This window comes from Streptomyces sp. NPDC050564 (genome assembly GCF_044457265.1).
Classification (GTDB): Bacteria; Actinomycetota; Actinomycetes; order Streptomycetales; family Streptomycetaceae; genus Streptomyces.
Genome location: NZ_JBITGS010000014.1, coordinates 220,106 through 244,971 on the forward strand (window position 1 = coordinate 220,106; position 24,866 = coordinate 244,971).

General features: G+C 67.1%; 19 protein-coding genes. 12 read left to right on the plus strand and 7 right to left on the minus strand.

Annotation, left to right across the window (positions count from 1 at the left end; translation table 11 throughout):
- Positions 1–31: 31 nt before the first annotated feature.
- Positions 32–2,743, minus strand: a complete 2,712-nt coding sequence (locus tag ACIBK0_RS23535; protein WP_399083149.1) for a transglycosylase domain-containing protein — start codon at positions 2,741–2,743, stop codon at positions 32–34.
- A gap of 374 nt (positions 2,744–3,117) precedes the next feature.
- On the opposite strand from ACIBK0_RS23535, the gene ACIBK0_RS23540 reads away from it, so the two are divergent.
- The 5 genes from ACIBK0_RS23540 to ACIBK0_RS23560 all read left to right on the plus strand — a co-directional run bounded on the left by ACIBK0_RS23540 (position 3,118) and on the right by ACIBK0_RS23560 (position 8,269).
- Positions 3,118–3,801, plus strand: coding sequence for a helix-turn-helix transcriptional regulator (locus ACIBK0_RS23540; protein ID WP_399083152.1), 684 nt, complete (start codon positions 3,118–3,120; stop codon positions 3,799–3,801).
- Between the two features lie 43 nt (positions 3,802–3,844).
- Complete coding sequence (locus tag ACIBK0_RS23545) at positions 3,845–4,927, plus strand: inositol-3-phosphate synthase (protein ID WP_399083155.1); 1,083 nt, start codon at positions 3,845–3,847, stop codon at positions 4,925–4,927.
- A gap of 78 nt (positions 4,928–5,005) precedes the next feature.
- Positions 5,006–6,268 carry an MFS transporter gene (locus tag ACIBK0_RS23550; RefSeq protein WP_399083158.1) on the plus strand — a complete coding sequence of 421 codons (1,263 nt, stop codon included), beginning with the start codon at positions 5,006–5,008 and terminating at the stop codon, positions 6,266–6,268.
- A 136-nt stretch (positions 6,269–6,404) separates the two neighbouring features.
- Complete coding sequence (locus tag ACIBK0_RS23555) at positions 6,405–7,196, plus strand: hypothetical protein (protein WP_399083161.1); 792 nt, start codon at positions 6,405–6,407, stop codon at positions 7,194–7,196.
- Positions 7,197–7,774: 578 nt separating this feature from the next.
- On the plus strand, positions 7,775–8,269 hold the full coding sequence (locus tag ACIBK0_RS23560; RefSeq protein WP_399083164.1) for a hypothetical protein: 495 nt from the start codon (positions 7,775–7,777) through the stop codon (positions 8,267–8,269).
- 102 nt (positions 8,270–8,371) lie between these two features.
- Here the strand turns inward: ACIBK0_RS23560 and ACIBK0_RS23565 are convergent, their stop codons facing one another.
- Positions 8,372–9,838 carry a CCA tRNA nucleotidyltransferase gene (locus tag ACIBK0_RS23565; protein ID WP_399083167.1) on the minus strand — a complete coding sequence of 489 codons (1,467 nt, stop codon included), beginning with the start codon at positions 9,836–9,838 and terminating at the stop codon, positions 8,372–8,374.
- A gap of 221 nt (positions 9,839–10,059) precedes the next feature.
- Here ACIBK0_RS23565 and ACIBK0_RS23570 point away from each other — a divergent pair, with 221 nt between their 5' ends.
- The 7 genes from ACIBK0_RS23570 (at position 10,060) to trxA (ending at position 19,867) form a co-directional block, all read left to right on the plus strand.
- The gene (locus ACIBK0_RS23570; protein ID WP_399083170.1) at positions 10,060–12,477 is read left to right on the plus strand and encodes a DUF6049 family protein; all 2,418 of its coding nucleotides are present in this window, start codon (positions 10,060–10,062) and stop codon (positions 12,475–12,477) included.
- Between the two features lie 46 nt (positions 12,478–12,523).
- Complete coding sequence (murJ, locus tag ACIBK0_RS23575; RefSeq protein ID WP_399083173.1) at positions 12,524–14,827, plus strand: murein biosynthesis integral membrane protein MurJ; 2,304 nt, start codon at positions 12,524–12,526, stop codon at positions 14,825–14,827.
- A gap of 118 nt (positions 14,828–14,945) precedes the next feature.
- Positions 14,946–16,667, plus strand: coding sequence for a serine/threonine protein kinase (locus ACIBK0_RS23580; RefSeq protein ID WP_399083176.1), 1,722 nt, complete (start codon positions 14,946–14,948; stop codon positions 16,665–16,667).
- Between the two features lie 29 nt (positions 16,668–16,696).
- Positions 16,697–17,413, plus strand: coding sequence for an RNA polymerase sigma factor SigM (gene sigM, locus ACIBK0_RS23585; RefSeq protein ID WP_399083179.1), 717 nt, complete (start codon positions 16,697–16,699; stop codon positions 17,411–17,413).
- Positions 17,410–18,345 (plus strand): anti-sigma factor family protein, encoded by a 936-nt coding sequence (locus ACIBK0_RS23590; protein WP_399083182.1) that lies wholly within the window; start codon positions 17,410–17,412, stop codon positions 18,343–18,345. Before sigM ends, ACIBK0_RS23590 begins: the two co-directional genes overlap by 4 nt.
- 180 nt (positions 18,346–18,525) lie before the next feature.
- Entirely contained in the window at positions 18,526–19,491 is a 966-nt protein-coding gene (gene trxB, locus ACIBK0_RS23595) for a thioredoxin-disulfide reductase (RefSeq protein ID WP_399083185.1), read from the plus strand.
- Between the two features lie 43 nt (positions 19,492–19,534).
- The gene (gene trxA, locus ACIBK0_RS23600; protein ID WP_103545205.1) at positions 19,535–19,867 is read left to right on the plus strand and encodes a thioredoxin; all 333 of its coding nucleotides are present in this window, start codon (positions 19,535–19,537) and stop codon (positions 19,865–19,867) included.
- A gap of 94 nt (positions 19,868–19,961) precedes the next feature.
- Here trxA and ACIBK0_RS23605 read toward each other — a convergent pair whose 3' ends face one another.
- The 5 genes from ACIBK0_RS23605 to ACIBK0_RS23625 form a co-directional block, all read right to left on the minus strand.
- Positions 19,962–20,579: a GNAT family N-acetyltransferase gene (locus tag ACIBK0_RS23605; protein WP_399083188.1), complete on the minus strand. Its 618-nt coding sequence runs from the start codon at positions 20,577–20,579 to the stop codon at positions 19,962–19,964.
- Between the two features lie 327 nt (positions 20,580–20,906).
- Positions 20,907–22,001 (minus strand): ParB/RepB/Spo0J family partition protein, encoded by a 1,095-nt coding sequence (locus ACIBK0_RS23610; RefSeq protein WP_399083191.1) that lies wholly within the window; start codon positions 21,999–22,001, stop codon positions 20,907–20,909.
- Entirely contained in the window at positions 21,998–23,071 is a 1,074-nt protein-coding gene (locus ACIBK0_RS23615) for a ParA family protein (protein WP_369252438.1), read from the minus strand. The genes ACIBK0_RS23610 and ACIBK0_RS23615 overlap by 4 nt, the downstream gene beginning before the upstream one ends.
- Positions 23,072–23,437: 366 nt before the next feature.
- Positions 23,438–24,154, minus strand: coding sequence for a 16S rRNA (guanine(527)-N(7))-methyltransferase RsmG (rsmG, locus tag ACIBK0_RS23620; protein WP_399083195.1), 717 nt, complete (start codon positions 24,152–24,154; stop codon positions 23,438–23,440).
- Positions 24,155–24,350: 196 nt separating this feature from the next.
- Complete coding sequence (locus ACIBK0_RS23625) at positions 24,351–24,860, minus strand: protein jag (protein ID WP_399083198.1); 510 nt, start codon at positions 24,858–24,860, stop codon at positions 24,351–24,353.
- Positions 24,861–24,866: the final 6 nt, after the last annotated feature.

A 24,866-nucleotide genomic window follows, 5' to 3' on the forward strand; every position in this document is an offset into this window, starting at 1 on the left:
TGCGTTTCACGTGAAACACACTCGGAGGTGGCTATCCGGTCGGCCCTCCGAAGATCCCTCCATTGCCGTTGCCGTTACCTCTGGTGGATCCGGTGCTGGTGGTCTCCGTCGGTGTGGCGGTTACCCCTCCGTCCGTTCCACCGGTATCAGTGCCGCCGGTGTCGGTACCACCGTTGTTGCTGCAGTTCCAACCGAAGTTTCCGCAGGTCTCACTCGTGGACGGCGAGGGAGACGTCACGGTCTCACTGGGCGTCGGAGTCGGCGTCGCGCTCTCCGTGGCACTCTCGGTGGGCGAGGGGGTCACGCTCGGGCTCGGGGTGTCGTTGAGGACCTGGCCGATCGGCTCGGGGGTCTGGAAGTTCTCCGCGGGTTGCCCCTTGAGCGCCTGTTCCATGTAGTCGCGCCAGATCTGGGAGGGGAACGAGGCACCGTGGATGGTCTTCTCGCCACCCGTGCCGTACATCTGCAGGAACTCGCGGTTCTTCTTGGTCTCGTCGTCGTCCAAGCGGTACATGCCGATCGCAGTCGACAGCTGAGGGGTGTATCCGACGAACCAGGCGGACTTGTTGCCGTCGGTGGTACCGGTCTTACCGGCCACTTCACGACCGGTCAGCTGGGCGTTGGTACCGGTTCCCTTCTCGACCACGGTCTTCAGAACGTCCGTGACGTTGTCGGCGACCTGCTCGGTGAAGGCCCGCTTGGTCTTCGCGATGTCGGCGTGCTGGAAGACCGTGCCGTCCTTGTCGGTGATCTTCTCGACCGAGTACGGATCGCGCTGCTTGCCACTGGCCGCGAACGTGGCGTATGCGCCGGCCATCCGGATCGCGCTCGGGGAAGACGTGCCCAGGGAGAATGACGGATAGTTCGCGCTGGCAAGGCTCGACTTCAGGATGCCCGAGTCCAGGACGGCTTCCTTGACCTTGTCCAGGCCAACATCCATGCCCAGCTGGACATATGCGGAGTTCACGGACTCCCGCATCGCCTCACGCAGGTCGATCTTGTAGCTGGGCGGGTTGTACGACTGCTCACCGTCGTTCTTCTGCAGCCACTCCCTGCCCTTGTCGTCCTTCCAGTCGGTGCCGTCGTAGTCCTGGATCTTGAGCTTGTTCTTACCGCTGTACAGGCTCTTCGGAGAGACGATGGTGCGTTCGTCCTGCGCCTGGACCGGGTCGCCCTTGGGATCACGAGCACCCCATGACATGGCAGCTGCCAGTACGAAGGGCTTGAACGTCGAACCCACCTGAGCACCGGTCTGATCGGCGTTGTTGGTGAAGTGCTTGGTCGCGTCCTCACCGCCATATATGGCCTGGATCGCCCCGGTGTCCGGGTCGACGGAGGCCCCGCCGAACTGGACGTGGGTGTCCGTCTTCGGGCGTAGCTTGGGCTTGATGTTGGCCTTGCGGACCTTGTCCACGGCCTTCGTGAGCGCATCGACCTTCTTCTTGTCGAAGGTCGTGTGGATCGAGTAGCCGCCCTGCTGGAGCTGGTTGGCGGTGATGTCGGTGTTGTTGATGATGTAGCCCTTGGCGAGGTCGACGAGATAGCCGATCTGGCCGCTGAGCCGCGTGTTCGAGCGCGGGTTCTGCCACTTGGGGAGTTCCTTGTACTTGGCCCGCACCGAGGCGCTCAGGTGGCCGTACTCGACCTCCTTGTCCAGGGTGTCATTCCACTGGGCCGTGGCCCGCTTCGTGTTGGACTTGGCGTCCGCAGCCGGGTCGAACTCCGCCGCACCCGCCGGGTCGTAGTACGTGGCGCCCTTGAGCATCGCCGCGAGGAAGGCGCACTCGCTGGGGTCCAGCTTGACGGCGTCCTTGTTGAAGTACGCGCGCGCGGCTGCCTGGATACCGTAGGCCCCGCGACCGTAGTACGCGGAGTTCAGGTAGCCGGCCATGATGTCTTCCTTCTTGACCGTGGCGCCGACCTTTATCGCTACGAAGAGCTCCTTGAACTTCCGCGAGACCGTCTGCGACTGGTCGTCCAGCATCGCGTTCTTCACGTACTGCTGGGTGATGGTCGAGCCGCCCTGCGTCTGACCGCCCTTGGCCATGTTGAAGAGGGCTCGGGCGATGCCCTTCGGGTCGATGCCGCTGTCGGTCTCGAAGGTCTTGTTCTCCTGCGAGATGACGGCGTACCGCATCGCTTCGGGGATCTGGTCGTAGTTGATGATCTGGCGGTTGGTCTCACCACCGGTGGCGACCATCTCGGTGCCGTCGGCCCAGTAGTACACGTTGTTCTGTGCCCTGGCGGTGTCGGCGACCTTCGGGACCGAGACCATCGCGTACGCGATACCGGCCACAGCGACCAGACTGCCGAAGAAGCCGATGCACAGTCCCGACACGAGCTTCCAGGACGGGACCCAGCGCGCCGCGCCGTACCTACCCGCGCGCGGGTAGTCGATGAAGCGCTTCTTGACGGGCCCGGAAGGACGGCCTCTCCCGCGCCCCGGACCGTTCGGGCCCGCGGGTCCACCGCGTCGGCCGCCACCGCCTCCGGGGCCGCCTCGGCCCGCGCCGTCGGCCGCTCTGCGTCGGCCTCCGCCACTACTCCTCTGTGCCGCCCGCCGGGCCTCGGCACGGCCACCGTACGGGCGCTCTTCACCCCCCGACCCATAGGAGCCGGAAGGAGACTCGGTGGCGCCTCGCGGTGCCGCACGGCGACCGGAGGACGTGCCGGGCTGGCCGCGTCGGGCCGCGGCACGTCCGCCTTCCTGCGGCTGCGGCAGTTTGCGACGGTGCTCGCTCATCGAACGATTACTCCTCGGGCAGGCGCACCCATGCGCGCCTGGAAACGGCGGCTGGTTTCCGGTCCCCCCGAAGTACGGATGCGGTCGTTTGCGCATTCACCCGTACTGCACCAAAGACGATGACGCCCTCAGGTGTCACTCGGTTCCCGGTGGTGTGCATGCCGCACAGACTACGCACCACCAAAACCCACCTAGGGACGAAGTTCACCGCAAATCAGGCAACTCGCTTCGTATGAATCGGTGATGTGACGCCGTTCACCGTGGCCCCTCTTGTCGCATCCGGATGACCGTTCTATCGTGCTGATGTATCGAGTCGATACATCAGCACGGCATAAAGACCGTGCCGACGAGGCCGCGACAGGGAGGAGGCGACGATGAGCCGGCGTTCCGGGATCCTCGAGTTCGCCGTACTCGGACTGCTCCGCGAGTCCCCGATGCACGGCTATGAGCTGCGCAAACGACTCAATACGTCACTGGGTGTGTTCCGTGCATTCAGCTACGGGACGCTCTACCCCTGCCTCAAGACGCTGGTCGCCAACGGCTGGTTGATCGAGGAATCAGGATCCACACCCGAAGACGCACTCACGGCAACGCTCGCGGGGCGTCGCGCCAAGATCGTCTATCGATTGACGGCGGAAGGTAAGGACCACTTCGAGGAACTTCTCGCACAGACGGGCCCCGACGCCTACGAGGACGAGCACTTCGCCGCTCGCTTCGCCTTCTTCGGGCAGACGTCGCGCGACGTACGCATGCGCGTACTGGAGGGCCGCCGCAGCCGGCTGGAGGAGCGCCTGGAGAAGATGCGCGCCTCCCTGGCGCGCACCCGGGAGCGCCTCGACGACTACACGCTTGAGCTCCAGCGCCACGGAATGGAGTCCGTGGAGCGCGAAGTGCGCTGGCTGAACGAGCTCATCGAGAGCGAGCGGGCGGGACGGGACGTCAAGAGTTCCGCCTCCGAAGGCTCCGCTCAGCAGGACAACACATCTGGAGAGACGGGCGGCCTGCCCCGGCACCGGGACAGCACCCGGCCGGATCCGTCCGACGACACCGCCACGTGAGGCCCATTCGGGGTTTCACCGATACACACAGGGAGCAACCGGAATGGGTTCGGTTCGCGTAGCCATCGTCGGCGTGGGTAACTGCGCCGCCTCGCTGGTTCAGGGCGTCGAGTACTACAAGGACGCCGACCCGGCGACCAAGGTCCCCGGTCTGATGCACGTCCAGTTCGGCGACTACCACGTCGGTGACGTCGAGTTCGTCGCCGCCTTCGACGTCGACGCGAAGAAGGTCGGCCTCGACCTCTCCGACGCCATCGGTGCCAGCGAGAACAACACCATCAAGATCTGCGACGTCCCGAACAAGGGCGTCACGGTCCAGCGTGGCCACACCCTGGATGGTCTCGGTAAGTACTACCGCATGACCATCGAGGAGTCCGCCGAGGCCCCGGTCGACGTCGTCCAGATCCTCAAGGACAAGCAGGTCGACGTCCTCGTCTGCTACCTGCCCGTCGGTTCCGAGGACGCGGCGAAGTTCTACGCCCAGTGCGCCATCGACGCCAAGGTCGCCTTCGTCAACGCCCTCCCGGTCTTCATCGCCGGCACCAAGGAGTGGGCGGACAAGTTCACCGAGGCGGGCGTCCCGATCGTCGGCGACGACATCAAGTCGCAGGTCGGCGCCACCATCACGCACCGTGTGATGGCGAAGCTGTTCGAGGACCGCGGTGTCCGTCTTGAGCGCACCATGCAGCTCAACGTCGGCGGCAACATGGACTTCAAGAACATGCTGGAGCGCGACCGCCTCGAGTCCAAGAAGATCTCGAAGACGCAGGCCGTCACCTCGCAGATCCCCGACCGCGACCTGGGCGAGAAGAACGTCCACATCGGCCCGTCGGACTACGTGCAGTGGCTCGACGACCGCAAGTGGGCGTACGTCCGCCTCGAGGGCCGTGCCTTCGGTGATGTCCCGCTGAACCTGGAGTACAAGCTCGAGGTCTGGGACTCCCCGAACTCCGCGGGTGTCATCATCGACGCCCTGCGCGCCGCGAAGATCGCCAAGGACCGCGGCATCGGCGGCCCGATCCTGTCGGCGTCCTCGTACTTCATGAAGTCCCCGCCGGTCCAGTACTTCGACGACGAGGCCTTCGCCAACGTCGAGAAGTTCATCAAGGGCGAGGTCGAGCGCTAAAGCACATCTTTGTGAGTGCTGCTGAGGGTCCCTGGGCATGTCGTCCGGGGACCCTCCTCGTATGTGAGGCTGTGCCCCATGGCTGTCGTGCGTGACCTGCGCGTACTTCTGCGCTTCCAGGGCTTCAGACGCCTGCTCGGCGTACGGCTGTTGTCCCAGGGCGCCGACGGCGTCTATCAGGTCGCGCTCGCCACGTACGTCGTCTTCTCACCGGAGAAGCAGACCTCCGCGGCTTCGATCGCGTCCGCGATGGCGGTACTCCTGCTCCCTTACTCCCTCATCGGCCCCTTCGCCGGCGTCCTGCTGGACCGCTGGCGACGCCGCCAGGTCCTCCTCTACGGCAATCTGCTGCGGGCGGTGCTGGCCTGCGTGACGGCCGTCCTGATGCTGAGCCATGTCCCCGACTGGCTCTTCTACGTCTCCGCCCTGTGCGTCACCGCGGTCAACCGCTTCGTCCTGGCGGGCCTGTCGGCGGCACTGCCGCGCGTCGTCGACTCCGAACGCCTGGTGATGGCCAACTCCCTGTCGCCGACCGCGGGGACACTCGCCGCGACCACAGGCGGCGGTCTCGCATTCGTCGTACGGCTGGTCGCCTCGGACTCCGACGCGGCGGTCGTCCTCCTCGGAGCGGCCCTGTATCTGTGCGCGGCGCTCGCCTCCCTGCGCATCGCCCCGGAACTGCTGGGCCCCGACGTGGAGTTGGTGGAGTCGCGCCTTGCCACAGCACTCGTCGGCACGGCACGCGGCCTAGCGGCGGGCGTACGCCATCTCGCCGAGCCCGGGCGCCGGGAAGCGGCCTGGGCACTCGCGTCGATGACGCTGATGCGCTTCTGCTACGGCGCCCTGTTGGTCATGGTGCTGATGCTCTGCCGGTACGCCTGGTCGTCCGACTCGGACGGTGGCCTCGCCCTGCTGGGGCTGGCCGTGACCATCTCCGGGGCGGGCTTCTTCGTGGCGGCCGTGGTCACGCCCTGGGCGGTGGGGCGCCTCGGCCCCGGCGGCTGGATCGTCACATGCGCGGGCGCCGCCGCGATCCTGGAGCCGGCGCTCGGCCTCCCCTTCGCCCCCGCGCCGATGCTGGTCGCCGCCTTCGTCCTGGGCCTGACCACACAAGGCGCGAAGATCGCCACGGACACGATCGTGCAGTCATCCGTCGACGACGGCTTCCGCGGCCGGATCTTCTCCCTTTACGACGTCCTGTTCAACGTCGCCTTCGTCGGCGCGGCCGGAGTAGCCGCTCTGGTACTGCCTTCTGACGGGCAGTCGGTGCCTCTCGTGGCCACAATCGCCGTTATCTACACAGCAACTGCAGCTTGCATGGCCCGATCTAGCGCGCACTGAGTATCCGAACTCTCTGATGAACCTCAACTCCCTTGTTTCAGCTAGTTGTTGGCTGCAAAGATCTCGTTTCGTGCCCGGAGATGACCTCCCGAGCACAACACCAGGAGACTTTCACTCCAGAAATCGGGGAACGTTCATGAAGACTCGCACCTCGCACGGAATAGCAGCAGCGCTCAGTACCGTCGCCATCCTCGCTGGCACCGCATCACAGGTTTACGCCACTGAGGCCCAGCAGACCGTGGCCAAGCAGACCGATTCCGCAGCCACCCCGGCCGCATACGCCAAGTATCTGCGTCACTCCCACGAAGAGGGTGCAGCTGATGCTCTCAAGCAATTCCAGCACCTGACGCGGGCCGAGCAGAACAAGTTCATCGGCTACCTCCACGACCCTGCCCTGCTCAAGTCGCTCTTCGACAAGAGCGCAGACCAGGGCAATGGAGTTTCTGCCTACGCCCGGAACACCAGCAGCACGACCTCGCTGCGCAACGGCGACGTCATCTTTGGGCAAGAGCGCACTATCAGCAACCTTTCCACCAGGGCAAGCAGGCCACTGCCCAGCGGAAACCACACGGTGACGTACACGGCCTACATGAAGCTCTTCGGCGTAAAGGTCATAAAGCTCAACCTGTCGGTGAACTTCCGCATCAGCGGAGGAGACATCACCAAGGCGAATTACGCCGAGGCCAGCAAGAAGAACCTCAGCGGCGTCATCACACTTTCCCACGACCGCCCGAAGAAGTCGCTGGGCACTTGGGAGTATTGCACGCTTCACCCTACCCGCTGCCATCACGGCCACCACGCCAACGCCTCTGTCATCTGGGAGGGCAGTATTGCGTTTCGCGGGAGCAACTTCCAGATCGACAAGAAGCAGTACATGGTGGCCAACAACTACGGCGAAGTCATCGACTACTACCTTCACAACGTGTAGGTAGGGGCGAAATAGCACGATGACTCTTTGATACATCGCCGCCGGGCAGGGAATGCTTTCTCTAATGCCCACTCAGGCTCATGGGAAGGAGGCGCCATGGTTCATGTGAAGCTAGGCGCCTCCTTGCCGTGACCCTCCCTTGCCTGGCCCACCACTCCTTGAGCCCGACCACAGCTGCATCACGGTGCTGACGAAGTCGGACAGATCGAGTCAGCTCCCCGTCTCCTGGAACTGCGCGATACGCTCCCCCAGTCCGTCGTTCGCCCGCGATGAAGATGTTAGAGCTGGTGAGCTTGTGCAGGCGCTGAGGAGCGCGCCCTCGGCGCATACGTAGCTGCGTACGTGGGTCAGCTGCGGTGGCCGCTCTGATATTGCCTTCTGACGGCTGCTCGGCTTCCTTCGTCGATACCGTGGCGGCGCTCTTCGCAGCGATTGCTGCCGCTATGGCCCGCTTTGCATTGCAGTAAGTGTCACATGAGTGCCACAGAGCCCCTCCGGGCTACTGAGTTGTCACAGGTCCCGATAACTTACGTGCGTCTTATTCGCGTCACGCGCCTACGTTCTAGGGGGACCCCCAAGTGACCACTCCGCCGCCCCAGGGCCAGAACCCGTTCGCCCAGGGCCAGCCAGCCTACGGCCAGCCGCCTCAGGGTCAGGCCCCCTACGGCCAGCAGCCCCCGCAGGGTTACCCGCAGCAGCCCAGCCAGCCGGGCTTCCCGCAGCAGGGAGCCCCGTACACCGCGGTCCCGCCGCAGCGGCCGAAGCGCGGCATCAAGCAGTACCTGCGCATTGGGATCGCCATTGTCGCCCTCATAGCCGCCGGAGTTGGCTATCTCGCGAGCCGTCACGACCCGGACACCGCCAAGGTCGGCGACTGCATGAGCATCAGCGACCCGAACAACCCCACCGACCCGGGCCTCAAGGTGGTGGACTGCAGCAGCTCCAAGGCCAAGTACAAGGTGGCACAGAAGAAGAGCGACAACTCTGGCTGCGACCGCACAAAGTACGCGGAGTACACCGAGACCGGCAAGAACGACTTCACCCTCTGCCTGTCTGAGTACTCCGCCAAGTAAGGCGCCGCTGACGCCCGGAGGGGCGGTGTTTCACGTGAAACACCGCCCCTCCGTGTCGCCCGGGGTCATGTTTCACGTGAAACATGACGCGCCGCGCCGGCCTCAGCTCTGCTCGGCCCACCACTCCTTGAGCGCAGCCACCGCTGCGTCGTGCCCCATGGGGCCATTCTCCAGCCGCAGCTCGAGCAGGAACTTGTACGCCTGACCGATGGCCGGGCCCGGGCCGATGCCCAGGATGTCCATGATCTGGTTGCCGTCGAGGTCCGGGCGGATCGCGTCCAGCTCCTCCTGCTCCTTGAGCTGGGCGATGCGCCCCTCCAGGCCGTCATACGCGCGGGAGAGTGCGGCCGCCCTCCGCTTGTTCCGCGTGGTGCAGTCGGAGCGGGTCAGCTTATGGAGGCGGTCGAGGAGCGGACCCGCGTCACGCACGTAGCGACGAACCGCGGAGTCCGTCCACTCGCCGGTGCCGTACCCGTGGAAACGCAGGTGAAGTTCGACCAGGCGCGAGACGTCCTTCACAAGATCGTTGGGGTACTTGAGCGCCGTCATGCGCTTCTTGGTCATCTTGGCGCCGACCACCTCGTGGTGGTGGAAGGAGACCCGCCCGTCCTTCTCGAAGCGGCGCGTCCGCGGCTTGCCGATGTCGTGCAGCAGCGCGGCGAGCCGGAGAGTCAGGTCGGGGCCTTCCTCCTCCAGCTCCATCGCCTGCTCCAGAACGATCAGCGTGTGGTCGTAGACGTCCTTGTGCCGGTGGTGCTCGTCACGCTCCAGCCGCAGAGCGGGAAGCTCCGGCATCACATGGTCGGCGAGCCCGGTGTCGACGAGCAGCGTCAGGCCCTTGCGTGGGTGTGCGGAAAGGAACAGCTTGTTCAGCTCGTCCCGCACCCGCTCGGCCGAGACGATCTCGATGCGGCCGGCCATGTCCTTCATCGCGGCGACGACGTCAGAGGCCACCTCGAAGTCCAGCTGAGCGGCGAACCGCGCGGCCCGCATCATCCGCAGCGGATCGTCGGAGAAGGACTCCTCCGGAGTGCCCGGGGTACGCAGAACGCGAGCGGCCAGGTCGTCCCGGCCGCCGTGCGGGTCGATGAACTCCTTCTCCGGCAGAGCCACCGCCATCGCGTTCACCGTGAAGTCGCGGCGCACCAGATCTTCCTCGATGGAGTCGCCGTAGGACACCTCAGGCTTGCGTGAGGTCCGGTCGTACGCCTCGGAGCGGTACGTCGTGATCTCGATCTGGAACGACTGCTGTGCGCCGTCCACGCGGGCATCCTTCTGCGCGCCCACCGTGCCGAAAGCGATCCCGACCTCCCATACGGCGTCCGCCCAGGGCCGCACGATCTTCAGTACGTCCTCGGGGCGGGCATCGGTCGTGAAGTCCAGGTCGTTGCCGAGCCGGCCAAGGAGCGCGTCCCGGACCGAGCCGCCGACCAGGGCGAGCGAGAACCCGGCCTCATGGAAACGGCGGGCGAGGTCGTCGGCGACAGGGGACACCCGCAGCAGTTCATTCACCGCGCGGTGCTGCACCTGACTCAGGGCACTGGAGTTGTCTTCGTTGGCGTTCGGCACAACAGAAAAGGGTACGTGGCCGAGGCACCCGCGGGCGCCTCCATAAAAAGTGCACGGGCACCCCTCCGTCCAAGGGCTTCAATAGGCGCACATACGGGACAGCCGACCCTGTCCCCCGATCTTGTCGAGCACTCCGCGGCACTTACCCTCAGCGCGCATCGTTACCATGCGTGGACGCACATTCCGACGACCACTGACGACGACGAGGGACGGGCGAGCGCGTGGCCGAGGCGGCAGACTTCCAGGGGACGAGTCCCTCACCTGCCCGCCGGTGGCTCCGGCGAAGCGGCGTACTGCTGGCCGGGGCACCCCTGCTGGCGGGGCTGCTCCAGCTGCCCATCAGCACGTCCGCGGCCGCCGCGGACAAGACCTCCGTGGCCGACGCCACCGGGTCGAGCACGGTCGACGTCTCACTCGACTCGCTCAGCCCCAGCGCTCCCACGGACGGCGACACGATCACCGTCGCCGGCTCGGTCACCAACAACGGCAAGCAGACGGTCACGGATGCCCATGTGGGCCTGCGCGTGGGACCGTCCCTGAACAGCCGCTCCGCCATCGACAGCGCCGCACAGCGCACCGGGTTCCAGGTGGGCCTGGACGCCCCGGAGGTCGGTGGCAAGTACGTGGCGAAGTTCTCCAGGCTCGCGGCGGGCGTCTCTCAGCACTTCAGCATCTCGGTACCGGTCAAGGAGCTGGACCTGGGCTCCGACGGGGTCTACCAGCTCGGTGTCTCGCTCACGGGCCGGACCGCCGCCCAGCCGTGGGACCAGATCCTCGGCATTCAGCGGACGTTCCTGCCATGGCAGCCCGAGGGGGCGGACACGAAGACGAAGACGACGTACCTCTGGCCGCTCATCTCCACGGTCCACCTCACGGCGGAAACCGGCTCGGACGAGCAGCAGACGCCCGTCTTCAAGAACGACGACCTGGCCAAGGAGATCTCCCCGGGCGGCCGCCTGGACCAGCTGCTGTCCCTGGGCAGCGACCTCGACGTCACCTGGGTGCTCGACCCGGACCTGCTGGCCTCCGTCGACGCGATGAGGGACGGCTACCAGATCCGGACCGAGGACGGCAGAACCACGAAGGGCAAGAGCCAGGCGGTGGCCAAGGCCTGGCTCGACAAGCTGGAGAAGACGGTCCAGGACAAGAAGGTCGTCGCGCTCCCCTTCGCCGACCCCGATCTCGCATCACTGGCCCACAACGGCAAGGACGTCACCGGGTCCCTCAGCCACCTGAAGGACGCCACCGATGTGGCCGCCGACACGGTGGACACGATCCTTCATGTGAAGCCGAGCACCGATTTCGCCTGGCCCGCAGACGGTGCCGTCGACCCGTCGATCGTCAAGGTGGCCACCTCGGCCGGCGCCGACAAGGTGATCGCCCGCAGCGACAGCCTGCGTGAGACGGGCGCGCTGTCGTACACGCCGAGCGCGGCGCGCCCCATCGGCGGCGGAACGACGGCCGTCGTCGCCGACGCCCGGTTGTCCACCGCGTTCCAGGGCGACATGACGAAGGCCGACACCTCCACGCTCGCGGTACAGGAATTCCTCGCCCAAAGCCTGATGATCAACCTGCAGGAGCCCGACGAGCAGCGCAGCATCGTGGTCGCCCCACAGCGCATGCCGTCCGGAAGCGAGGCCCAGACGATGGCACAGGCGCTCAAGGCTCTCCAGGACGGAAACTGGTCCGAGTCCCAGGACCTGTCCGCGGCCGCCAAGGCGAAGCCGGACGCGGGCGCCACCACGAAGGTGCCCTCCGCGCACTCGTACCCGTCGTCGCTGCGCAAGCAGGAGCTGCCGCGAGCGGCCTTCGAGCGGATCCAGGGCACGCAGACCAAGCTCGACAACTTCCAGGTGATCCTTACCGACAAGTCCCGGGTCGTCACCCCGTTCGGTCGGGCCATAGACCGTGGGATGTCCACGTCCTGGCGGGGCCGTGCCTCCGAGGGGGCGACCTTCCGGGAGGGCGTGGATTCGTACCTCAACGACCTCACCGGCTTGGTTCATCTGATCGAGAAGTCCGACGCGAAGCTCTCCGGGCGCAGCGCCACCATCCCCGTGACCGTCCAGAACAACCTCGTGCAGGGCGTCGACAATCTGGTGCTGCGCCTCACCTCGCGCCAGCCCAACCGCCTCAAGATCGGTGACGGCCCCTACGACGAGCAGCCGATCCAGGTCGCGGGCGAGCACAGCCAGTCGGTGAAGTTCACCACCTCGACCAAGGCCAACGGTCCGGTGGAGGTGTTCGCCCAGCTGTACACGAAGGACGGCCAGGCGTACGGCCCCGCGGTCCCCTTCGAAGTGAAGGTCACCGAGATCACGTCCACGGTGATGCTGGTCATCGGCGGTGGCGTCCTGCTGCTCGTGCTCGCCGGATTCCGGATGTACACGCAGCGCAAGCGCGCCGTCGCCCTGCAGGCCGAGGAAGAGCCGGAGGACGGTCTCGAGGCCGAGGGCGTGAACAAGGACACGGACGGCACCGTAGACACTGAGGACACCGAAGACTCCGAGAACGGTCCCGAAGGGGAATCCGGCACGGAGTCCGGGGCAGACGACCCGGAGCACCCGAGTGACCCGACACCGGACACCGCACCGGAAAGCACCGACCCATCCGGCACGGGTGAGAGAGTGGACCGTTGAGCGATGTCGTGGCCGGTGGGCCCGGGGACGATGAGGTGGGGTAACCATGAACGCGCCGTACGACGGTGACCGTGGCCAGGGCGCCGGCAGCCCGAGCCACCCCGAGGGCTACCCGGACCAGGGCGCGGGTCACTCCGGCTACCCCGAGGGATACCCGGAAGGCCCGCCGCCCGAGCACGCCCAGATGCCGCCGGGATCTCCCGCGGACATGTACTTCCAGGACGCCTACGACCAGGATCCCTACCGGGCACAGGACCTCGCTGCCCAGGATCCGGTGACCGAGGCGCTCTACGACCGTGCCGCGCACCCCCCACCGCCTCCCGGCACGTACTACCCGCAGCAGCCCCTCTACACTCAGCCGCCCACGCCGCAGCACGCACCCGACCCGCGCGTGTGGGCCCAGACACCCCCTCCGGAACCGGCCGGCCCGACACGGCACCTCCCGTACGGCGAGGACGCGCGCACAACCCAGTTCGTGGGCGTCGACGACCTGGTCACGCAGGCCGGTGAGGAGCGTCATGAACCCGACGCCTTCGCCCATCTCTTCCGCGACCAGCAGCAGGCCGGCGGTCGTCCTCCCGCGGAGGCCGCGGCCGTCCCCGCCCCGTCCCCGGCACCATCCGTGAACCAGGGCCCGACGGCACAGCCTCCCGGCCCGGTGTCCGACAAGACGATGACGCTCACCCCCACATCTGCGCCCGCGCCCGCGTCGAAGAAGGGCGGACGTGCCTCGGGTCTGCTGAAATCGAGCGCGGTGATGGCCGCGGGCACGCTGGTGTCCCGGCTCACCGGTTTCGTCCGGACCATGATCATTACGGCAGCCCTGGGCGCCGCGACCCTCGGTGACGTGTGGAGCGTGGCGTACACGCTGCCGACGATGATCTACATCCTGACGGTCGGCGGCGGCCTCAACTCCGTATTCGTGCCGCAACTGGTGCGGTCCATGAAGGAGGACGAGGACGGCGGCGAGGCGTACGCCAACCGCCTGCTGACCCTCGTCATGGTCGCCCTCGGCGTGATCGTCACGATCGTCGTCTTCGCCGCGCCGCTGCTGATCCGGCTGATGTCGGACGCCGTCGCCAGCGACCCGGCCTCGAACAACGTCGCCGTCACCTTCGCCCGCTACTGCCTGCCCACGATCTTCTTCATGGGCATCCACGTGGTGATGGGCCAGATCCTCAATGCCCGCGGGAAGTTCGGCGCGATGATGTGGACTCCGGTCCTCAACAACATCGTCATGATCGCCACTTTCGGGCTGTTCCTGTGGGTGTACGGAACCGCCGCGGACTCCGGCATGTCGGTGCACAACATCCCGCCCGACGGAGTCCGTCTCCTGGGCATCGGCACCTTGCTCGGCCTGGTCGTGCAGGCCGTGGCGATGGTGCCTTACCTGCGCGAGACCGGCTTCCGCTTCCGGCTGCGGTTCGACTGGAAGGGCCACGGCCTCGGCAAGGCGGTCAAGCTCGCGAAGTGGACCGTGCTGTTCGTCCTCGCCAACCAGGCAGGCGTCCTCGTCGTCACCCAGCTCGCCACGGCTGCGGGCAAGGCCTCCGGCAAGAGCGGCGCGGGCATCATGGCCTACTCCAACGCGCAGCTGATCTGGGGCATGCCGCAGGCGATCATCACCGTCTCGGTCATGGCCGCCATGCTGCCCCGCATCTCGCGCGCGGCTCACGACGGCGACCCCGGCGCGGTGCGCGACGACATCTCACAGGGGCTGCGCACCTCGGCCGTCGCGATCGTCCCCGTAGCCTTCATGTTCGTCGCGCTCGGCATCCCGATGTGCACCCTGCTCTTCGGCTCCAGCGGCATCGGAGCCGCCCAGTCCCAGGGCTATGTCCTGATGGCCTTCGGCCTCGGCCTCATCCCGTTCTCCGTGCAGTACGTGGTCCTGCGCGGCTTCTACGCGTACGAGGACACCCGCACGCCCTTCTACAACACGGTGATCGTGGCCGCGGTCAACGCGGCCGCCTCGGCCCTGTGCTACGTGATCCTGCCCGCGCAGTGGGCGGTCGTCGGCATGGCCGGCGCGTACGGGCTGGCGTACGCCGTTGGCGTCGGAGTGGCCTGGCAGCGGCTGCGCAGGCGGCTCAGCGGCGATCTGGACGGCGCACGCGTACTGCGGACGTACGCGCGTCTCTGCCTCGCGGCCATTCCTGGCGCCGTGGTCGGCGGCGCGGTCGGGTTCGCGATCACCGGGGCCCTGGGACACGGGGCCCTCGGGTCGATCGCTGCCCTGCTGGTCGGCTCGGTCGCCCTGCTCGGCGTCTTCTACGTCGCTGCGCGCAAGATGCGCATCGAAGAACTCAACTCAATGGTCGGAATGGTCCGCGGGCGCCTGGGGCGCTGAAGCGGGGGTATGCGCACAACCATCGTCCGTCGCCGTGTGTCGTGCATAGCGCCGGACTGTGGGCACAATTGGTTTCTGCGGCGGACAGCGCGCAACGGATGGGGAGGCAGGAACGACGGTGGCGGAACGGAGCACGGCTGCCGTCGACGTGGCAGACAACAGCGGTGACGAGCCGCTGACCGCCAAGGCGGACCAGTCCACGGCCGACGGGGTGGCCCAGAACCGGGAGCAGGACACGGAGAGCGAAGAGGCACAGGGGAGCGGCGGGACCGAGCGTCCCGGAAAGGCCTCACCGCCCGAGCTGCACAGCGGTCACAAGCTCGCCAGACGCTACCGTCTTGAGGAGTGCGTCACCCGTCTGGACGGTTTCAGCAGTTGGCGTGCGGTGGACGAGAAACTCCGCCGCGCCGTCGGTGTGCACCTGTTGCCCGCCGACCATCCGCGGGCCCGCTCGGTACTGGCGGCCGCCCGCTCGTCCGCCCTGCTGGGCGATCCCCGCTTCGTCCAGGTCCTGGACGCGGTCGAGGAGAATGACCTCGTCTATGTCGTGCACGAGTGGCTGCCGGACGCCACGGAGCTGACGACGCTCCTGGCCCCGGGTCCGCTCGAAGTGCACGATGCCTACCAGATGGTCAGCCAGGTCTCCCAGGCCATGGCCGCGGCGCACCGCGAGGGCCTCGCACATCTGCGGCTGACCCCTGGCGCCGTGCTGCGCACCTCGTCCGGCCAGTGGCGCATCCGCGGGCTCGCAGTGAACGCCGCGTTGCGCGGCATCAGCTCCGACACCCCCCAGCGCACCGACACCGAGGCGATCGGCGCCCTCCTGTACGCCGCGCTCACCCAGCGCTGGCCGTACGAGGACGACGCGTACGGCCTCTCCGGTCTACCCAAGGGCGTCGGTCTCATCGCCCCCGACCAGGTACGGGCCGGTGTCCACCGGGGCCTGTCGGAGCTCGCCATGCGCGCGCTCGCCAACGACGGCGCGACCGCCTCCCGCCATGAATCCCCGTGCACCACGCCTGAGGAACTGGTGAAGGCGATCAGCGAGATGCCCCGCATCCGCCCGCCGGAGCCGGCGTTCACCGCCCCGCCCGAGTACCAGCGCACGACGTACCAGCAGGGCACGTACGGCCGTCAGGCCCCGCGTCCGGGTGTCACGCAGCCCGTAGCGACCCCGCTGCCCCCGCTGCAGAGCCGTACCGGCAAGGCCCTCAAGTGGGCCGTGTCGGCACTCCTCATCGCCGCGCTGGGCCTTGGCAGCTGGCAGCTCGCGGACGCGCTGATGGACCGCAGCAAGTCGGACGACAACACCAACCAGACCCACACGAGCGACGGCAACGACAAGAGCGGCGACAAGACCAAGCCGGTCAAGCCGATCAAGATCCAGAGTGCCGCGGAGTACGTCGCGAAGGGGGATGCCCAGGCACCTGGAGACGTGGCCAACACGTACGACGGCAACAGCTCGACGTATTGGCGGACCAAGAGCTTCATAGACGGTCCTGAGATGAAGCCGTCCTTCAAGCCCGGCGTCGGCATCGTCTACGACCTCGGCTCACAGCAGACGGTCTCGGGCGCCTCAATAGGCCTCCTGTACCCCGGTGACCACACGACGATCACCCTCTACGCGACGGACTCGACGAACTCCTCGACGCCCCTGGAATCGATGACGAAGATCGGGACCGTGACGACGGGCGGCACCACCGCGAAGATCACGATCAGCAAGAAGGTGAAGAGCCAGTACGTCCTGCTGTGGATCACCGCGATGCCCCGTGCAGCTGGTGACCAGTACAGCGGCGACGGCTACAAGCAGGCCATCACGGACGTGAAGTTCACCGGCTGACGGCTCGGCGGCGAAGGGGAGGGGATCCGATGGCCGAGGAAGCCGGATACGGCGAAGCAAGCGATCAGGATCTCCTCACTCGCCATGTAGAGGGCGATCCGGATGCCTTCGGTGAGCTCGTACGGCGTCACCGCGACCGGCTGTGGGCGGTGGCGCTGCGGACGCTGGGAGACCGCGAGGAGGCCGCTGACGCCGTCCAGGACGCGCTGGTATCCGCCTACCGGGCCGCCCACACCTTCCGCGGCCAGTCGGCCGTCACGACCTGGCTCCACCGCATCACGGTGAACGCCTGCCTGGACCGGGCCCGCAAGGCCGCCTCCAGGAAGACCTCTCCCGTCGACGACACCGAACGCCTGGAGCAGCTCCTCGAGCCGCACGAGGCCGCCTCCGCTCCGGCCGAGCGCAACGATCTGCACCGCGAGCTCCTGGAGGCACTGGGCACGCTCCCGGCCGACCAACGTGCCGCCCTCGTCCTGGTGGACATGCAGGGCTACCCCGTGGCGGAAGCGGCCCGCATCCTCGATGTGCCGACCGGCACCGTGAAGAGCCGTTGCGCGCGCGGCAGAGCCAGACTGCTTCCGCTGCTCACCCATCTCCGTACGGGGAACGGGAGCGGCGAGGACGGCAAGAAGTCGGGCGACGGAAGGAACCGGACGCAGGGGACATCCGTCCCACCGGCAGCGGGACCACACGATGCAGGGCCAAGCGATTCAGCTGCTGTGAAGGGCGGAGGTGGGCGAGCGTGACAGCCACGACGGATACGGCCGGGCACCCGGACGTCGCGGAGCTCTCCGACCTCACCGAAGGTCTGCTCCCGCCTACCCGTACCGCGGACGTGCGACAGCACCTCGAAGACTGTGTGCTCTGTGCCGACGTGTACGACTCGCTGGAGGAGATCCGGGGTTTGCTCGGCACCTTGCCGGGTCCAACACGCATGCCTGACGACGTGGCCGGACGCATCGATGCCGCACTGGCCGCGGAAGCCCTGTTGAGTGCCACGTCGCCCGATCACGCATCCGGTGGAGCGAGTGTTTCACGTGAAACATCGACCGCCGACCTCTCCGGAGCAGCGGTCGACTCGGGCTCCACTTCGTCCGCAGACCGCCCCTCGGGACATCCTCGCGCGTCCACCGGCCCCGGCCGTGCCCGCCAGGTACCCCGTGGACGCCGCAGGACGGCGGTTCTCGGCACGGTCTTCACGGCTGCCGCTCTGGGGCTGGGCGCGATCCTCGTACAGTCGATGGGCGGCGACGGCAAAGGTTCCGAGACGGCGACGCAGCAGGAATCGGGCTCGACGGCCACCTTCTCCGAGGGGCAGCTGAAGGATCACGTCGCGGAACTCCTCGCGAAGAACAAGAGCACGGGCAGCCGTTCCGGCAGCGCGAAGCCCTGGGGAATCGAGTCCAATGGCGCGTCGACCGACTCCGGCGGAGTCGGCACCTTGATCACGCCCACCGTTCCTGTCCCTGACTGCGTCCAGCAGGGGACAGGCAACAGCGGGGTAGTCCTCGCTGCCGAGAAGGGCACCTACAAGGGGACGAGCGTCTATCTCGTCGTGCAGCCCGACGCCTCCGACAGCACGAAAGTCGCGGCCTACGTCGTCGACGACGCCTGCGAGAAACAGGGCTCGGCATCCCCCGGCAAGCTGCTGCTGACGCGGTCCTACGCCAAGTCCTGAGGACGTCCGTACCCAACCGTCTTCTCCCCGGACCCGCATGGCATCTGTGTGCGGTGGCGCGTCTCCGTGTGCCGGGACACAGCGGGAATTGAAGCCCCTTAGGATCCGTTGGGTGGGGTGAGAGTACTGAGAGAGGCTCCCACCGGTCCGCAGCAGTCTCCAGAGACGAGGAATCAAGCCGTGAGCGACGTCCGTAACGTGATCATCATCGGCTCCGGGCCCGCCGGCTACACGGCGGCGCTCTACACCGCGCGCGCGTCGCTGAAGCCGCTGGTGTTCGAGGGCGCCGTCACCGCAGGCGGTGCCCTGATGAACACCACCGAGGTGGAGAACTTCCCCGGCTTCCAGGACGGCATCATGGGCCCCGAGCTCATGGACAACATGCGCGGCCAGGCCGAGCGGTTCGGCGCCGAGCTGGTTCCGGACGACATCGTCGCCGTCGACCTGACGGGCGAGATCAAGACCGTCACGGACACCGCGGGCACCGTGCACCGCGCCAAGGCCGTCATCGTTACGACGGGCTCGCAGCACCGCAAGCTGGGCCTGCCCAACGAGGACGCCCTCTCCGGTCGCGGCGTCTCCTGGTGCGCGACCTGTGACGGCTTCTTCTTCAAGGACCAGGACATCGCCGTGATCGGCGGCGGCGACACCGCGATGGAGGAGGCCACCTTCCTGTCCCGGTTCGCCAAGTCCGTGACGATCGTCCACCGGCGGGACACCCTGCGCGCCTCGAAGGCGATGCAGGAGCGCGCCTTCGCCGACCCGAAGATCAAGTTCGTCTGGGACAGCGAGGTCGCCGAGATCAAGGGCAGCCCCAAGCTCGAGGGCCTGACGCTGCGCAACCTGAAGACCGGCGAGATCTCGGAGCTCCCGGTGACCGGCCTGTTCATCGCGATCGGCCACGACCCGCGCACCGAGCTCTTCAAGGGCCAGCTCAACCTGGACGACGAGGGCTACCTGAAGGTCGAGGCGCCCTCGACCCGGACGAACCTGACCGGTGTCTTCGGCGCCGGTGACGTGGTCGACCACACGTACCGCCAGGCGATCACCGCGGCCGGCACTGGTTGCTCCGCCGCCCTCGACGCAGAGCGCTACCTCGCCGCTCTCGCGGACAGCGAGACCGCTGCCGCGACCGCCACCGTCTAATCCCCCATCCGCCTCACCGCAGAAACAAGTTAAGGAGCCCGCCGTGGCCGGCACCCTGAAGAATGTGACCGACGACTCCTTCGAGCAGGACGTCCTCAAGAGCGACAAGCCCGTCCTGGTGGACTTCTGGGCCGCCTGGTGCGGTCCGTGCCGCCAGATCGCTCCGTCGCTCGAGGCGATCGCCTCTGAATACGGCGACAAGATCGAGGTCGTCAAGCTCAACATCGACGAGAACCCGGGCACGGCCGCCAAGTACGGCGTCATGTCGATCCCGACCCTGAACGTCTACCAGGGTGGCGAGGTGGCCAAGACCATCGTCGGTGCGAAGCCGAAGGCCGCGATCGTTCGCGACCTTGAGGACTTCATCGCCGAGTAGCGGGGGACGGCCGTGCGAGCGGCATGTTTCACGTGAAACACGAATGGGCCAGCCCTTCCGGGCTGGCCCATTCGCTGTAGAGGCAGAGCACCGGCTACAGGGGACGGAGCGCCGGTTCCTTCTGCACCGCTCCCAGGAGGCGGTCCAGCGCCAGCTCGACGTCCTCCTTCCAGGAGAGCGTCGTTCGCAGCTCCAGCCTCAGCCGCGGATAGGTGGGGTGCGGCCGGACCGTCTTGAAGCCGACGGCGAGCAGATGATCGGCGGGCAGCACGCAGGCCGGTTCCTTCCACCGCGCGTCCCCGAAGGCCTCGATCGCTTTGAAGCCGCGGCGCAGCAGATCCTTGGCGACCGTCTGGACCATCACCCGGCCGAGCCCCTGCCCCTGGTAACCCGGCATGATGAAGGCAGTCATCAGCTGAACCGCGTCCGGCGACACCGGGCTCGTGGGAAATGCCGTTGAGCGTGGGACGTAGGCGGGGGGCGCGTACAACACGAAGCCCACCGGTGCGTCGTCTACGTAGACGACACGACCACAGGAACCCCAGTCCAACAGGACCGCGGAGATCCAGGCTTCCTTCTCCAGTGCGGGAGTGCCCGCCTTTACCGCGGCCTCGCCGCTGACTGGATCCAGCTCCCAGAAGACACACGCGCGACAGCGGTTGGGAAGGTCCTGAAGGTTGTCCAGCGTGAGCGGTACGAGCCGGCGCCCCATGAAGGCTGTTCCTCGCTTCCTTCGCCCGCAGCATCGCGAGCGGCTGTCAGAGCGCTCCGCTCCCTGAGCAGGCTGCCGACGAAGCCGCCGACCGCTCCCAGGCCCAGGCCCGCGGTCACCAGTCCGGTACGGCTCACGGTTTGCATGGCCCCCGCCTCCCCAATGAAGGTGCCGCCGGGTGGATGCGCCATACCCGAATGCATCGTATCCACGATGCGATTCCATCGATACCGTCAGAAAGCAAAGAGCGGACCGTGTTCCGGTACACACCGGACACGGCCCGCGCTCCTGTTCGACCTGTCAAAAGTCCGTCCCGCCGTGGGCGGCTCAGTCTTCCGTGTCCGAGTCACCATCCACGAGGCTCTTCTGGAGGACAGGACCCTCGCCCGGGGCGAGGGCGCCCAGGATGCGCTCAAGGTCGTCCATCGAAGCGAACTCGACGGTGATCTTGCCCTTCTTCTGCCCCAGATCGACCTTCACCCGCGTCTCGAAACGGTCCGAGAGGCGGGTTGCCAGATCGCTCAGCGCCGGAGAGAGCCGCGCACCGGCGCGCGGCCCCTTGGAACGCGGAGCGGTCTGCGGCCGCGATCCCATGAGGGTGACGATCTCCTCGACGGCCCGCACCGAAAGCCCCTCGGCCACGATGCGGTGAGCGAGCCGGTCCTGTTCCTCCGAGTCATCGACGGAGAGCAGCGCTCGCGCATGCCCCGCGGAAAGGACTCCGGCGGCAACGCGACGCTGGACCGCCGGCGAGAGCTTCAGCAGACGCAGGGTGTTGGAGACCTGCGGGCGTGAGCGGCCGATACGGTCCGCCAACTGGTCGTGCGTGCAGTTGAAGTCTTTGAGCAGCTGGTCGTAGGCGGCCGCCTCTTCCAGCGGGTTCAGCTGGGCGCGGTGCAGGTTCTCCAGCAGCGCGTCCAGGAGGAGCTTCTCGTCCTCCGTGGCCCGCACGATCGCCGGAATGGCCTCCAGCCCCGCCTCACGGCACGCCCGGAAGCGCCGCTCGCCCATGATGAGCTCATAGCGTGCCGGGCCCACCTGCCGAACGACGACCGGCTGGAGCAGTCCGACCTCCTTGATGGAGGTGACGAGCTCAGCGAGAGCGTCCTCGTCGAACACCTCACGGGGCTGGCGCGGATTGGGGGTGATGAAGTCGAGGGGCAGCTCGGCGAAGTGAGCGCCGACAGGCGCAGAGGGAGCCTCCATGGCTCCGTTCGCCGAAGGCTCCTCCGTTTCATGTGAAACAGGCGGCAGTGTGGCCACCTTCGCCGCCGCCACCCCGCGCTCCGCAGTGAGCACCGGCACGGCCGCCGGCGAGGTGGAGGCTCCACCCGCTGCCGGGGAAGCCGCCTTCTCTCCGGTCGGAGCCGCGGGGATCAGTGCGCCGAGGCCCCGCCCCAGCCCTCGTCGTCGCTCACTCACTGGATCCCCTCCACCATGCTCTGATCATTCTGTGCGCCCAGGTGGGCGTGTTGTGCGTCGTAAGCCACACCGACTCCGCGGAGGGCGATTTCTCGTGCGGCCTCAAGATACGAGAGAGCACCGCTCGATCCTGGATCGTAGGTCAGTACTGTCTGCCCGTAGCTCGGGGCCTCGGAGATACGGACCGAGCGAGGAATGCTCGTCCGCAACACCTCGTCGCCGAAGTGGTTGCGTACCTCGTCCGCGACCTGGGACGCAAGGCGTGTCCGGCCGTCGTACATGGTGAGCAGAATCGTCGAGACGTGGAGGTTGGGGTTGAGGTGCCCCCGGACCAGGTCGACGTTGCGCAGGAGTTGGCCCAGGCCCTCCAGCGCGTAGTACTCGCACTGGATAGGGATGAGGACCTCCGCACCGGCAACCAGCGCGTTGACCGTCAGGAGTCCGAGCGACGGCGGGCAGTCGATGAGGATGTAGTCCAGCGGCTGCTCGTACGCCTGGATCGCGCGTTCCAGCCGGCTCTCCCGTGCCACCAGCGACACCAGCTCGATCTCCGCACCGGCGAGATCGATCGTGGCAGGGGCACAGAAGAGACCCTCGACATCAGGGACCGGCTGAACGACTTCGGAGAGCGGCTTGCTGTCGATCAACACGTCGTAGATGGATGGGACTTCGGCGTGATGGTCGATACCCAGCGCGGTGGAGGCGTTGCCCTGAGGGTCGAGGTCGATCACCAGGACGCGACCGCCGTGCAGGGCCAGCGAGGCAGCAAGGTTGACCGTGGTCGTGGTCTTACCCACCCCGCCCTTCTGGTTGGCGACCACCATGACGCGGGTCTGCTCGGGCCGTGGCAGGCCCTCACCGGCGCGACCTAGCGCCTCCACAGCCAGTTGGGCAGCACGACCGATGGGAGTGTCGTCCATCGGGGGCGGTGTTTCACGTGAAACATCCTCCCCCATCGACTCGGTACGGGGACCGGGGACCGGATCGGTCATCGGTCCCGCGATGTTGGCGTCGGACCGCAAGGATTCACTCTCCTCGACTTCAGGCTCGCAATGAACAGAGCCTCCCATGTCTTCGGGGTTGTGAACCAGCGAGGCCCGTTCTTCTGTGGAGAAATCCACCTCTGTGGACAACTCCGCACCCTCTCCGAGTGAGCCCAGAGGCCTCCGGTCGCGGGGTTCGGCCGCGGCGCGGCCGCGACTGATGATGCCGTGCAACAGTGAGCGACGTTTCACGTGAAACACGATGCATAGCGGCCACGGCCATCACGACGCGACACTCCGAGATGCATAGGTTTGGCAGCTTGTGTGGAGTACGGCTCGTCGTCAGGACGGATCAGCCGGAGTGACGAAGAACTCCTGGCCCCCGAACAGAAAAACTCTCGGCCCCACGCACAGCGGAGCCGAGAGTTCAGGGACAACCGGAAACCGTGTGGGTCAGCGGCGCCGTCGGGTCCGTCCCGTCCGAGCCGCCTTGGCCCGCTTCGCCGCGAAGCGCACCCCGCCGGGGCTCTCCCCGACCTCGACGCGCACCACAGTGGACAGCGGGTCCACGACGCCCTCGCCGACGTGCAGGATGGACGTCTCCACGGCGCCGAGCTTGCTCAGAGCCGTGGCGGCGGCCTTCAGCTCCTCCTCGGCGGTGTCGCCCTTGAGCGCGAGCATCTCGCCGTACGGGCGAAGCAGTGGGATTCCCCACGTCGCCAGCCGGTCCAGCGGAGCGACTGCCCTGGCCGTCACCACGTGGACGGGTTGCAGCTTCCCCATGACCTCCTCGGCGCGGCCGCGCACGACGGTGACATGGTCGAGGCCGAGCAGCTCCACGACCTCGGTGAGGAAGTTGGTCCTGCGCAGGAGTGGTTCGAGCAGCGTGATCTTGAGGTCCTCGCGGACGAGGGCCAGCGGGATGCCCGGCAGCCCGGCGCCGGAGCCCACGTCGCACACGGTGACGCCGTCGGGCACGACCTCGGAGAGCACGGCGCAGTTCAGCAGGTGTCGCTCCCACAGCCGGGGCACTTCGCGGGGGCCGATCAGCCCGCGCTGCACTCCCGCCTCGGCCAGCAGTTCCGCGTACCTGATCGCGTCCGCGAAGCGATCGCCGAATACCTCGCGCGCCTGCTCGGGCGCAGGGGGAAGCTCCGCTGCCTCCGTCACGGGGGACCGTCCTTCCGTACCGCATGAGCGCACTGAGCGCTGAGTTCCAGGACTATCAGGGACCACAGCTGCCCGGGACCGAAGCTGTCAGGGACTTCTACAGCTGCCGGGGGCTACCAGCTGTCAGGGACTACCAGGCTGACAAAGTTCGGCCCCGCCTGCGCAACAGACGGGGCCGGAGGAACGGACGTACCGATCAGGCGGGGAGCACGACGACGAAGCGCTCCGGCTCCTCGCCCTCGGACTCACTGCGCAGTCCCGCGGCCTTGACCGCGTCATGCACCACCTTGCGCTCGAAGGGCGTCATCGGCTTCAGCTTCACGGGCTCACCGGAGCTCTTGACCTCCGCTGCGGCCTTGGCGCCCAGCTCGGAAAGCTCCTCACGCTTCTTGGCGCGGTAGCCCGCGATGTCGAGCATCAGGCGGCTTCGGTCGCCGGTCTCCCGGTGCACGGCCAGGCGCGTGAGCTCCTGGAGGGCCTCCAGTACCTCGCCGTCCCGGCCGACCAGCTTCTGCAAATCGCGGCTGCTCGCGTCGCTGATGATCGAGACAGCGGCGCGGTCGGCCTCGACGTCCATGTCGATGTCGCCGTCGAGATCGGCGATGTCCAGCAGACCCTCGAGGTAGTCCGCCGCGATCTCGCCTTCCTGCTCAAGGCGGGTCAGGGTGTCGCCCTCAGCGGCGGCGGAGGTGGTGCCTTCCGTCACGGGATG